This is a genomic window from Enterococcus sp. DIV1067f (assembly GCF_050543505.1).
GTDB lineage: Bacteria > Bacillota > Bacilli > Lactobacillales > Enterococcaceae > Enterococcus_D > Enterococcus_D entomosocium.
In genome coordinates this window covers 686821-699041 of the sequence record NZ_CP172940.1, presented here as the reverse complement: position 1 = coordinate 699041, position 12221 = coordinate 686821, and the positions used below count along the sequence as shown (strand labels likewise).

Annotated in this window: 14 protein-coding genes; 4 read left to right on the top strand and 10 right to left on the bottom strand. The window is 43.9% G+C overall.

Features of this window, described 5'->3' with window-relative positions; genetic code table 11:
- Positions 1 to 120: 120 nt before the first annotated feature.
- A complete protein-coding gene (locus IGJ42_RS03245) occupies positions 121 to 945 on the top strand; it encodes a DUF92 domain-containing protein (protein WP_086333033.1) in 825 nt (274 codons plus the stop codon).
- A 202-nt stretch (positions 946 to 1147) separates the two neighbouring features.
- A complete protein-coding gene (gene tnpA / locus IGJ42_RS03240; protein ID WP_008382269.1) occupies positions 1148 to 1600 on the top strand; it encodes an IS200/IS605 family transposase in 453 nt (150 codons plus the stop codon).
- A gap of 133 nt (positions 1601 to 1733) precedes the next feature.
- Here tnpA and IGJ42_RS03235 read toward each other — a convergent pair whose 3' ends face one another.
- The 3 genes from IGJ42_RS03235 to IGJ42_RS03225 form a co-directional block, all read right to left on the bottom strand.
- Positions 1734 to 2444 (bottom strand): MgtC/SapB family protein, encoded by a 711-nt coding sequence (locus tag IGJ42_RS03235; protein WP_008377072.1) that lies wholly within the window; start codon positions 2442 to 2444, stop codon positions 1734 to 1736.
- 230 nt (positions 2445 to 2674) lie between these two features.
- On the bottom strand, positions 2675 to 3376 hold the full coding sequence (gene nagB, locus IGJ42_RS03230) for a glucosamine-6-phosphate deaminase (RefSeq protein WP_005225171.1): 702 nt from the start codon (positions 3374 to 3376) through the stop codon (positions 2675 to 2677).
- Positions 3377 to 3533: 157 nt separating this feature from the next.
- A complete protein-coding gene (locus IGJ42_RS03225) occupies positions 3534 to 4136 on the bottom strand; it encodes a LysM peptidoglycan-binding domain-containing protein (RefSeq protein ID WP_016620555.1) in 603 nt (200 codons plus the stop codon).
- Between the two features lie 234 nt (positions 4137 to 4370).
- On the opposite strand from IGJ42_RS03225, the gene IGJ42_RS03220 reads away from it, so the two are divergent.
- On the top strand, positions 4371 to 4760 hold the full coding sequence (locus IGJ42_RS03220) for a DUF1093 domain-containing protein (protein WP_005237494.1): 390 nt from the start codon (positions 4371 to 4373) through the stop codon (positions 4758 to 4760).
- A gap of 320 nt (positions 4761 to 5080) precedes the next feature.
- Here IGJ42_RS03220 and glnA read toward each other — a convergent pair whose 3' ends face one another.
- From glnA to IGJ42_RS03190, 6 genes are all read right to left on the bottom strand, one after another.
- Positions 5081 to 6421, bottom strand: a complete 1341-nt coding sequence (gene glnA / locus IGJ42_RS03215) for a type I glutamate--ammonia ligase (RefSeq protein WP_005225167.1) — start codon at positions 6419 to 6421, stop codon at positions 5081 to 5083.
- Between the two features lie 59 nt (positions 6422 to 6480).
- Positions 6481 to 6861, bottom strand: a complete 381-nt coding sequence (locus IGJ42_RS03210; protein WP_005225166.1) for a MerR family transcriptional regulator — start codon at positions 6859 to 6861, stop codon at positions 6481 to 6483.
- A 288-nt stretch (positions 6862 to 7149) separates the two neighbouring features.
- On the bottom strand, positions 7150 to 8394 hold the full coding sequence (hflX, locus tag IGJ42_RS03205; RefSeq protein ID WP_005225165.1) for a GTPase HflX: 1245 nt from the start codon (positions 8392 to 8394) through the stop codon (positions 7150 to 7152).
- Positions 8391 to 9308: a tRNA (adenosine(37)-N6)-dimethylallyltransferase MiaA gene (gene miaA, locus IGJ42_RS03200; RefSeq protein ID WP_008377061.1), complete on the bottom strand. Its 918-nt coding sequence runs from the start codon at positions 9306 to 9308 to the stop codon at positions 8391 to 8393. Before miaA ends, hflX begins: the two co-directional genes overlap by 4 nt.
- On the bottom strand, positions 9305 to 10054 hold the full coding sequence (locus tag IGJ42_RS03195) for a glycerophosphodiester phosphodiesterase (protein ID WP_016611940.1): 750 nt from the start codon (positions 10052 to 10054) through the stop codon (positions 9305 to 9307). Before IGJ42_RS03195 ends, miaA begins: the two co-directional genes overlap by 4 nt.
- Positions 10055 to 10275: 221 nt before the next feature.
- Positions 10276 to 10794: a hypothetical protein gene (locus IGJ42_RS03190; RefSeq protein WP_008377057.1), complete on the bottom strand. Its 519-nt coding sequence runs from the start codon at positions 10792 to 10794 to the stop codon at positions 10276 to 10278.
- 175 nt (positions 10795 to 10969) lie between these two features.
- On the opposite strand from IGJ42_RS03190, the gene clpP reads away from it, so the two are divergent.
- A complete protein-coding gene (gene clpP / locus IGJ42_RS03185) occupies positions 10970 to 11560 on the top strand; it encodes an ATP-dependent Clp endopeptidase proteolytic subunit ClpP (RefSeq protein ID WP_005225161.1) in 591 nt (196 codons plus the stop codon).
- Positions 11561 to 11620: 60 nt separating this feature from the next.
- On the opposite strand, the gene IGJ42_RS03180 is transcribed toward clpP, so the two are convergent.
- Entirely contained in the window at positions 11621 to 12214 is a 594-nt protein-coding gene (locus IGJ42_RS03180) for a gamma carbonic anhydrase family protein (protein ID WP_016611938.1), read from the bottom strand.
- Between the last annotated feature and the right edge of the window lie 7 nt (positions 12215 to 12221).

Genomic DNA, 12221 nt, shown 5'->3' with positions numbered 1-12221 from the left:
TTTAGCTTAAATGAAACGCTCTCATTTGACGAGTAAAAAGCTATCTTCCTTACTATTATTTTGTTAACTGCGGTAAAATAAATGAGACCTATGCTACACTATACGCAAAGGAGTGTTCAAATGGTTTTCTTTTATCAATTCATGCTAGGATTGTTTGCCAGCATATTCGTTGCAGCGGCAGCATTCGTCTTTCAGTGGCTGACTATTTCTGGCGCACTGGCTGCGATTCTTTGCGGCACACTGGTTATTGGCTTTGGTCCGTGGTACAGCATCTTTTTGATTGGCTTTTTCTTTGCCAGCTCTGGCATCATTGGTCTTTTAAAGAAAATACGCCGTCAGCCAGAGTCAGCGGTGCTTGCCAAAGGTGCTCGCCGTGATGCAAAACAAGTCTTTGCGAACATCGCACCCAGTATCTTTGCGCTCCTGCTTGCCTTTGGGACGAAAGAACCGCTATTCCTTTGGGGATTTGTGGCGGGAATCGCTAGCTGTACGGCTGACACTTGGGGCTCAGAAATCGGCGTGCTGAGTCCAAGTCCACCGCGTCACTTACTAACGGGAAAAAAATTACCACCGGGACTTTCCGGCGGTGTCAGTTGGTTGGGAACTGCCGCTTCCCTAGCAGGGAGTCTCGCCATCACTGGTTTATTCGCAGCAGCCTTATGGTTGAACGGCAAGCCGTTCTCCCTTGATCTCTGGTTGACTTTGACTGCTTTAGGCTTTTGCGGTAGTCTTTTGGACAGCTTACTGGGCGCAGCGATTCAGGTGCGCTATCAATGCCCAGTCTGTCACCAATACACCGAAAAAAAAGTCCACCACGACGTTGCGACCAAGCAAGTCGGCGGTCTTTCCTTTGTAACGAATGAAGGGGTCAATTTGCTGACTTCAATAGTGATCGTTATTTTGACTGTGTGTCTCTTTTACTTAAAAATGTCTAACGCATCATAAAAAAGCAGCAAGGCATCTCACTAATGTGATGTGTCTTGCTGCTTTTTGATTAATGACTTTAGTCAGTTTCGTTCGCGTAGCGTACGAAACAAAAAAACCGCGCGTTTCTACGCGTGGACGAAATAGCTTTAGCGATAAAAAACTCCTTTCGATATACTAATAGTGGCTACCAACCGCATATCAGATCGAAAGGAGTTTTTTTATGTCTAACGACGATAAAAGTTTAGCACATACCAGATGGAATTGTAAGTATCACATAGTCTTCACCCCGAAGTATCGACGAAAAGTGATTTATGGAAAGTTAAGAGTAAGTATTGGTCAGATATTAAGAAAATTGTGTGAGATGAAGGATGTTGAAATCATTGAAGCTCATGCCATGCCTGACCATATTCATATGTTAGTAAGAATACCACCAAAGATTAGTATTTCTAGTTTTATGGGCTACTTAAAAGGACGAAGTGCAACCTTAATCCATGAAAAACATGCGAATTTGAAATATAAGTATGGGAATAAAAGCTTTTGGTCCAAAGGATACTACGTGAGTACGGTTGGGTTAAATCAAAAAACAATCGAAAAATATATTCGAGAACAAGAAGCAGATGATCGAATAAGAGATAGTATAAGTAAACAAGAGTATGTAGATCCATTTAAATAGTTAAAGAGAGATAGGGCTGTGAGCGGTTGGTGGTCATTTAAAAAGCCCCTTTTAAGGGGCTAGCGAGTGGTGAGCCCTTCTAGGGCTGTTAAAAAGCCACCCGTTTCACGGGTGGATATTTACTCAATACCCGTTAAGCAATATCCACCAAGCGGATCTTCGTGACATTTTTGTAGACAGACAATTCTTCGATCACTTCAGAAAAGCCTAGTCCTCGCGGGAGATCAATCGTATAAATGTTGGTATAAATGCGATAGTCTTCCATGAATTTGACATCAAAATTGACATCTTCGATCACGATATTTTTCTCTTGGAAGTACTCCGTCAAAAACTCTTTGGTCTCGGTGCGATGAATGTACTGGATCTCCAATTTCTTTGCTGTTGGTACGCGGACGATCCGCTTAACGATCGTCAATGCAAAGAAGATCCCGATAAAACTACTTAATGCGATGGTGTAAAAGCCCATCCCGATGGCAATTCCTAAACCGGCGATCGCCCATAAGGAAGCAGCCGTCGTCAACCCCGTCACCGAGCGCTTCGTCACAATGATCGTTCCGGCGCCTAGAAAACCGACCCCGCTGACGACTTGCGCAATCAATCGTGCTTCGTCCGAACGAATCACGCCTGCTAAATCTGGATGATCCAGCGCATCTCGCATGGCACCTGTGGCGATCTCCACTTGGATCAAAGCAATGACACAAGCCCCCATGCAAACCAAGATATGGGTTCTAAGACCAGCTGGTCGGCTTTTGTACTGCCGCTCGTACCCAATCGCGCCACCCATGACCATCGCCAACAGCAACCTCAGTGCTACTTCAGGAATGGATAAATGCATATCAACCATTTGCATCCCTCTTTTCTTCGTATTCTCTCTTTTAACTATAGCATCTCTGATGGAAAAAAGGAAAAAACATCGCTAGAGCAGCCAAATAAAAAAAGCCTCCTCAGAAATAAGCAAGATAGATCCGAACCATCGCTCGCAGCTGCGCTGGCATTACTGCACAAGCACAGGGGGAAGCTGCAAGGATGGCGCGTTTTCCTTCTGACTTATTTCTGAAAAGGGCTGATTTTGTTTTACAGGTTGCTGGCAGCAGCCTCATCGATGATCACGATCACGTCATCATGCTTTTGTAAAACAGAAGCTGGTAATTCGTTGGTTACGGGTCCTTCGATCATTTTTTGGATTGCATCCGCTTTGACTTCGCCAAATGCCATCAAAATGATTTTTTTGCTTTGCATAATTGAACCGATCCCCATGGAAATCGCCGTCGTTGGGACGTCTTCGACTTTATCAAAGTAGCGTTTGTTGGCATTGATGGTTGATTCAGTCAAGTCAACGACTGAGGTCGTTCCTTCAAAGGATGCACCAGGTTCGTTGAAGCCGATATGTCCGTTTTGACCGATACCCAAGATTTGGATATCAACTGGGTGATCCGCAATCACGCTATCGTAGCGTTGGCATTCTGCTTCTAAGTCTTCCGCTTTGCCGTTTGGTACGAAGGTTTCTTTGAATGGTTTTTTATTGAATAAATGAGCATTCATGAAGTAGCGATAGCTTTGTTCGTCTTCGCCGCCTAGTCCTACGTATTCATCTAAGTTGACTGAAGTCATTTCTGAAAAATCAACTTCACTGGCAGTCATTTCTGCATAAAGGGTCTCTGGCGTGCTTCCTGTTGCTAAACCTAGCACTTTGGCGCCATTTGCCATACCTTCTTGTATCAATTCAAAAGCTTTCTTTCCGCCTTGAGCAGCATCTTTAACGCGAATAATTTCCATGATCAGCGCTCCGTTTCTATTTGGTATAGTCCAATAATACCACAGGTTGTGTTTGATTACAATAATTAGTCTAGACCAGATGACGATTTTTTCTTTATCACCAATCAAAAAAAGACGAGCTCTGGAATGAGCTCGTCTCTACTCGTATTCTACTTGCTTACCAATTCGTATAAACATCAATACCGCTATGACCGACACCTGTGTCATAGACTTTATAGGCACCTAAAGATGATTGACCAGTCGATCCTTTCGGTTGATTGTCGCTGGCAACAACGATGTACCCATCGGCATCACGGATCGTTCCGTCAGAGGCTACATGGCGTCCAGGGATGTTCAATCCGCCTCCTGGCAAAACTTTTTGTGAGTAGTACGATTCTCTCACACCATTGAAGTAGTTGATCCCATCCACTGGATTCAAGACTCCAGAACCAGCACCAGGAATGCTTGAACGGGTTTGACTCACGTTAGCAGTCGCTGTAGATTCACTTTTTTCTGTGCTTTCTTTCGTACTTGTTTCTTTGTTTTCTACTGATTGGCCATCGTTAGAAACCAACAATGTTTCGCCATCAAAAATCATATTTGGATTTTCGATCGAATCATTCAAAGCTAAAAGGTCTTCGATCGTTGTTTGATAAGTAGCAGCGATCCCAGATAGGGTGTCTCCTGGTTCGACAACATGGGTTTGTTCTGCTGCTGAAACAACTGTTCCTCCAACGAATAAACCAAATCCTGCAACAACTGTAAATGCAAATTTTTTCAAATGAAAAAACCTCTCTTTTGATTATTTGTCCCGCTATCGGGCACAAGTAAGAGAATAACATTACAATGTTGCAGGAAGGTTTCAGAAATGTTTTTCATTATCACAATTGTTAAACAGAAAATTACAAGCTTTTTGATAATAAACAGTAAACTTACAATATTGTTATCCATTTCGATGAATGATTTTGGCTCCATCATGCTATAGTAAACCCAGTAATTGAAAGGATCGATGCACATGAAAAAACTACTTTTGACGCTTGGCGTTTTGATTTTAGCAGTAGGTGGCTATTTTGGCTACACTTACTATACAACAACTTATCAAGGGATAACGGCCTATGCCATCACGCCCAACAAAGTCCCAGAAAAGACCCAAACGTACAGCGATTCCGGTGAAAAAATCGATGGCTCCTTTACGTATAAGTACACGTTTGAGTTTGTTAAGAAAAACGGCGAGAAAGAACTCATGACCTATGATCTTTCTGGTGAAAATGTGAAGCCATTCGCGCCAAATACCTTAGTCAAAGCAGAGATCAGTAAAACCCGTGTCATCTCGGGTCCCAATGAAGTCCCTCAATCAGAAGTCCCAGCAAAAATACTGTCTGAGCTGGAAACCTTTGACGAATAAGGACTTCTTACAAGAAACTTTCTACTTTTTAAGGTTCATTTTACTTTGACCGGCTATGCTAGCTTTATACCAAAACTATTTTTCTTCCTCTTACCAGTCCTCGCCCGACTGGTATTTTTTTATTTTTTCCCAATGATCAGGCAAAATTTACGCGCCTTATAGACAGAACCGCTCTAGCTTCGCAATGTTTTTCTGTTCAAATTTTGATCAACCAGTTATTGACTATCGGAAATAAATAAACCGAGAATTATTAGGATAAAAGCTGAGTTCATCATAAAAAAACCGCTAGATTGTTTATCTCTAGCGGTTTTCTTGCGATTTTAGTATAGTTCCAAGTATTGTTCTCTTTCCCACTCGGAGACTGTTTGGCGGAAGGCTGCCCATTCTAATCGTTTTGCTTCGACAAAGTTGGCATAGATGTGTTTGCCTAAAGCATCGATCATCACTTGATCTTTGCGCAATGCTTTGATGGCATTGTGGATCGTTGATGGCAGATCTTCGATTTGTGCTTCTGCACGTTCTGTTTCGTTCATGATGTAGATGTTGCGGTCGACTGCTGGTGGTGGTGTCAACTCACGTCTAACGCCATCAAGTCCTGCTTGCAGTAAAACAGCCATTGCTAAGTATGGGTTGGCTGATGGGTCAACCGAACGCAATTCCAAACGCGTTGACAAGCCTCTTGATTCTGGTACCCGAATCAATGGTGAACGGTTGCGTCCTGACCATGCCACGTATACAGGCGCTTCGTAACCTGGCACTAAGCGTTTGTAAGAGTTGACGGTTGGGTTGCAGACAGCTGTGTAAGCACGGGCGTGTTCGATCAAACCGCCTAAGAAGTGATACGCTGTTTGGCTTAATTGCATTGGCCCTTCTTCATCAAAGAAGACATTTTCATCGCCTTTGAACAAGGACATGTTGCAGTGCATGCCTGAACCGTTGATGCCGAATAATGGTTTTGGCATGAAGGTTGCATGCAAGCCGTGTTTACGAGCAATGGTTTTCACGACAAGCTTGAAGGTTTGGATGTTGTCACATGCTTCCACTGCATCCGCATATTTAAAGTCGATCTCGTGTTGCCCTGGTGCCACCTCATGGTGAGACGCTTCAACTTCAAAACCAAGGCTTTCTAATTCTAATACGATATCGCGACGGCAGTTTTCCCCTAGATCGGTTGGGGCAAAATCGAAGTAGCCGCCTTTGTCGTTTAATTCCGTTGTGATTTCGCCTGCTTCATCTAATTTGAATAGGAAAAATTCTGGTTCAGGTCCAAGATTGAAAGAAGTAAAACCAAGGGATTGCATGTCAGCTAATGCCCGTTTTAAGTTGCCGCGAGGGTCGCCTGCAAATGGGGTGCCATCTGGATTGTAGATATCACAGATCAAACGAGCCACTTTGCCATGTTCACTTTCCCAAGGGAAGATCATCCATGTCGACAAATCAGGATACAGATACATGTCACTTTCTTCAATACGGACAAATCCTTCAATAGAAGAACCGTCAAACATCATTTTGTTTTCCAGTACTTTATCTAATTGACTTACAGGTACTTCAACGTTCTTGTTTGTTCCTAAAATATCAGTAAACATCAAGCGTAAAAAGCGCACGTTCTCATCCTTTACGATTTGTTTGATGTCTTCGGCAGTTCTTTCAAATTTTGGCATAGTATCCCTTCCTTTTTCCCAATTCTTTTTTTATATCACAGCAATGATCTACAAATGTTCTACATTCGTGGACCTTTTTGCTGGTATGGCTGTTGTTGATTCAATCCACCTTGAGCCAAGAGTTCATCATAAAAAATTCGACGAACATCTTCATCGGTCAGCGGCGGTTTGTTCTTCGCTTCTTTTTCTTTGGCAACTTTCATTTCATAAACTCGTTTGATCCCAGCCATGTTCAGTCCATCGGAAAGATAGTCTTTGATCTCTAGCAAGGTATCAATATCATTCAGCGAATACATGCGTCGATTGCCATCGCTGCGTTCCGGGTGGATCAATTCTTGTTCTTCGTAATAACGAATTTGACGGGCGGTGAGATCGGTCAATTTCATGACTGTTCCGATAGGAAAGACTGACATTGAGCGCCGCAATTCTTTTTCCCGCATAACTTGGCTCCCCTCCGTTTCAATGATGCTGCGTAACTTTATGGAAACTATACCAATTCTTTTTTTGCGTGTCAACCCCTCATGTTAGAAAAAGTGACATGAATGCAAATTTTTTTGATTTTTTCATTAGGTCCTTGATTTGATCGTATGTTCAAGCAGTTGTTTTTATGGAAGAAATGGTGCTTTAGCCAAAAATGTTCGGTTTTTGCGTTCAAAGCAAGCCAAACCACTTATACTTCATAATTTTGTCACGACAAAAAAACGGTGCATCGGTTGCACCGTTTCTGCTTATTCCTGTTCTTGCGCCATTCTGCGTAGTGGATAGGTATCCTCCAGCGCAAATCCTTTGATATGATAGGTCTGTGTTGCTTCATCGAAGGCATTGCTCAAAACTAGTGACTCCCGTTTTAAACGATTCAGCGCATTGCCTTCATCGGCTTGCAGAACCAGATGATAAGGCTGCATGATCTGCATCAACTCCATTTTGATCGCCTGAGTCAAGCGTTCTTTGCCTTTGGTACTCTTTGCCGAAATCAAGACGTTGGGAAAGAGCGTTGGGACAAACTGATCGGCGTCGATGCGATCCGCCTTATTATAGACCGTCAACATCGGTAATTGGGTCAAAGAAAGTTCTTCCATTAACTTCAAGACGGTCTCCTCTTGCTGAACCCGTTCTTCGGAACTGGCATCGACGACATGCAGCAAGAAGTCCATGTTTTGACTTTCTTCCAGTGTGGAATGAAACGCATCGATCAATTGGGTCGGCAATTCTTGGATAAAGCCAACCGTATCGGTAATGGTGACTTCAAATCCTTCCGGCATCCGCCAGCGTTTCGTCAAAGGATCGAGTGTTGCGAACAGCTGGTCTTGTTCATAGGTATCCGCACTGGTTAAAATATTTAAAATAGTTGATTTTCCGGCATTGGTATAACCAATCAAGCCCATTTGAAAGACTTGGCTGTCTTTGCGCTTTTGGCGTGTCCGGTCTCGATGGGCGGCCACTTCCTTCAATTCCCGTTTGATGATGGTGATGCGGTTGCGGATGTGTCGACGATCGGTCTCCAGCTTGGTTTCCCCTGGCCCTCTCGTTCCGATTCCGCCCCCTAGCCGAGACATGTTCTTTCCTTGCCCTATCAAACGTGGAAGCAAATAATCCAGCTGCGCCAATTCTACTTGTAGCTTTCCTTCTTTGGAACGGGCACGCATCGCAAAAATATCGAGGATCAGCTGGACGCGATCAATCACTGGCACTTCTAGCGCATCACCGATCAACTGGCTTTGCCTTGGTGTCAGTTCATGATTGAAGATCACTAGATCTGCTTCATGTGCTTCTGCCAACTGCTGCAATTCCGCAACTTTCCCCTTGCCAATCACGGTTTGTCGATCGACTTGCTGCCGTTTTTGCACCAGTGAAAAAACAACTTCGCCATTGGCGGTTTTTGTTAAGCTTTTCAATTCTTTCATTGACGAATCAAAATGAAGATAGTTTTTCTCCGTTTCTACTCCGACAAGAATCACACGTTCTTGGCTCATCTTTTCTCCTCCAACCATTGGTTGATTTCTGTTTCAAGGGTACGTTGTTCTTCAGGTTGTCTCACTAAATCAATCCATCGGGGCTGTGCTCGGTTATTGAACCACGTCAGCTGCCGCTTGGCGTAGCGGCGTGAGTTTTGCTTGATTTGCTCAATGGTTTCATCCAATGTGGCCTGCCCGTGAAAATAGGGCAAAAATTCCTTGTAGCCGATCCCTTTTGCGGCTTGCGTTTCTGGATACTGCAAAACAGCTTTTGCTTCTTCGATCAAGCCTTGATCCATCATTAAGTCCACTCGCTGATTGATTCGCTGGTATAACAATTCTCGCTCAGTGGTTAAACCGATCATGAAGAAATCGTACAAAACTTGCGGTGTTTCTTTTGGTGCAGCAATACTTTCGCCAGTCATTTCAAAAACCTCCAACGCACGAATCACTTTCCGCTCATTGTTGTAGTGGATCTTCGCTGCTGCCAAGGGATCGACCGCCTGCAGCTTTTGCCACAGAGCTTCTTTGCCGATGGCTGCTGCTTCTTGTTCATAGCGCTGACGAATCGTTGGGTCGCCTTCTTCTGCCCCTAAACGAAAGTCATACAAAAGCGCTTGGATGTATAGCCCTGTCCCCCCCACAACGATCGGCAGCTTTCCTTGCTGCTGGATCGTCTCAATGGCCTCACGCCCCATTTGCTGGAAATCAGCCGCAGAATACGTTTCCGTCATTGCACGAATATCGATCAAATGATGAGGAATCCCTGCCATTTCTTCCTTCGTCACTTTCGCGGTACCGATATCTAATTGTCGATAAATTTGCATGGAATCCCCGCTGATGATCTCCCCATGGTATTTTTGAGCTAATTGGATACTCAAGGCGGTTTTACCGACTGCGGTCGGTCCCACGATCACTAAGACTTTTTTCATCCTTTTGTTTCCTCGCGGACCTGCTGCACAATTGCCCGAGCGTTTTCTGGAAAATCGGTGATGATCCCGGTCAACCCCAAAGCCAAGCAGGTGCGAATCGCCGCTTCTTCATTGACAGTCCACGGACGGATCGCAATCGGAAAATCAGTCAAGACCGTTGCTGTCTCTTGGACCCAGCGATAGGCCGGATGAATTCCTTCGATATACGGTCGGCTGAGCGCCAACGGTGGTTTGTCTTCCCCGCGTCCCATAATAAAATCAAGGATCGCATCCGGTTCGATCGCATGCATCCGATCCAAAGTCTCGATATTAAAGGAACAATACCAATGAGTAAAAGGCCATTCTTGGCTATTCAATAAATCGGATACTTTGGCTTCGATTCCTTCATACTCATAATGATCGGTTTTTAATTCGATCGTCAAAATGCCACGATAATTCTTCGCTGCAAGTAAATCCAACACTTCTTTTAGCGTGGGGACTTTGGCGGCTTGGAATTCCTCAGAAAACCAGCTGCCGGCATTGAGTTCTTTTAGTTCAGCAACCGTCAGGTCACAGATCCGACCTTTGCCGTTGGTCGTTCGATCAACCGTTTCATCATGCATGACGATCAAGCCGCCATCTTTTGATAGATGTACATCTAACTCAATGATATCAGCTTTGACCCGCACCGCTTCCGCGAATGCCGGTAGCGTGTTTTCAGGTCGGTTGCCGCTACTCCCGCGGTGGGCAACGATTTGTACCATCATTCTTTCACTCCATTCTCACTCTTTATTTTACCATGGAATCTGCTAGAACCAAAAAGCCTCTGTTTGTTTTGATCCTTTTAAGGGGACAGCGCTTTGTTTCGGTCAAAGAAAAACACTCTTACTATGATCGCAGTAAGAGTGTGTGTGATCAGTTGAAAAAGTGCAATCGTCGATACTATGGTTTGGTTACCTTAACCAAGGCGACCGACTGACCAGAAGAATCAAATCGTTTTTGAAAAATAGGTCAACGGTTCGCTCGTCATGTTTTTCATTTGGTTTTTACGCTCATTGACCATTTCAACCAATTGATCAAGGAAATTTTCCATAATGATCCGACCGCCTTTATACGTATACCCACCGATCTTAACGGTTTCCTCTGGCGACAAAATCACCCGACGTGTCCCGATTTTTTTGAAAAATTCTTCCAAGAAAAAATTCGGTAGATAAAAACTGTTTTGCGCCGCAAAAGATTGTAGATAGGCAAAATCATCGATGGTGATATAACAGTCGTCAAAGGCATCAAAGCTGACATACTCATCCATCAGCATGACCCGTTTTTGTAGAATCTCACTGATTTTTTGATTCAATAAAACCAGCGTTTCGATTTCTTTGACTTTATGCTCCAACAAACGGCGTTGTTTTTCTTTTTGTTCCTCATACCGTATGCGTAAATTAAAAATGATGGTTACTAACAATGCGCCCACTAAGACGCCAATCAAACCTGCTATTGCTACTGCCATTCTTCGATCCTTCCTCATTCCTTTTTTAATATTGTATCATATTTGAAAGTTTCGCAAAAAAGATAACGAACTTTTTATTTGACCTTTCTTGACCTAATCGGTATACTATCTCTTAGATATTGCGAAAACTTTATGCTAAACTATATCTATAACGATTTTTAGGAGGACTATCACTATGAATTTAATTCCTACTGTCATTGAACAATCATCTCGCGGTGAAAGAGCGTATGACATCTATTCTCGTCTATTAAAAGACCGGATCATTATGTTGAGTGGTCAAGTAACCGATGACTTAGCAAACTCGATCATTGCTCAGCTTTTATTCTTAGACGCGCAAGATTCTGAAAAAGACATCTACTTGTACATCAACTCGCCTGGCGGAAGCGTTACTGCTGGTCTAGCGATCTTTGATACCATGAACTTTATCAAAGCCGATGTCCAAACCATCGTTATGGGGATGGCTGCTTCTATGGGTTCATTCTTATTGACCGCTGGTGAAAAAGGCAAACGCTTTGCGTTACCAAATGCCGAAATCATGATTCACCAACCATTAGGTGGCGCACAAGGTCAAGCAACTGAGATTGAAATTGCTGCCCGCCACATTTTGGCAACCCGCGAACGTCTGAACAAAATCTTGTCAGAACGTACTGGTCAACCAATCGAAGTGATTGAACGCGATACCGATCGCGACAACTTCATGACCGCACAAGAAGCCAAAGACTACGGCTTGATCGACGAGATCATGGAATCAAACAAATTGAAATAAGCTTGCATAAAAAGGTGTACGAAGCAATTCGTACACCTTTTTGCGTCTTTTGGTTCATCGTCAGACTTCGCCATATTGGCCTTGTTGGTAAGCATGCCCATTTTCCACGTAATGCGTGATGTTTGCCTGATTTTTGGCGATCTCTTCTTCTGTCAACGGACGGATCACTCGTGCCGGACGACCAAACGCCAACACATTAGGAGGAATGACGGTTCCTTCCGTCACTAACGAACCGGCACCTAACAAACTATTTTCGCCGATCACGGCATGATTCAAAACGATCGAGCTCATGCCGACCAGCGCCCCTTTTTTGATGGTACAGCCATGGAGCATACACTGATGCCCAACAGTCACATCGTCTTCAACGATCGTCGGGGCATCGTGATCAACGTGGATGATCGTTCCATCTTGAATATTGGTACGCGCGCCGATTTCGATTCGATTGGCATCGCCTCGAATCACTGCTTGAAACCAGACCGTACTATCTTTTCCTAGAGTCACGTTTCCTACGATCGTCGCATTTTTTGCCACAAAACAAGGTGTCGCTTGCGGCGAGGCGGGCGAAACTGTTTTTTGGGTTTCATTCCCTGATTGTTCTTTGTCCATCAACTTCTCCTTCCAATCCATAAACGGATCTGCGCTTTCTTTTTTCACTATAGCA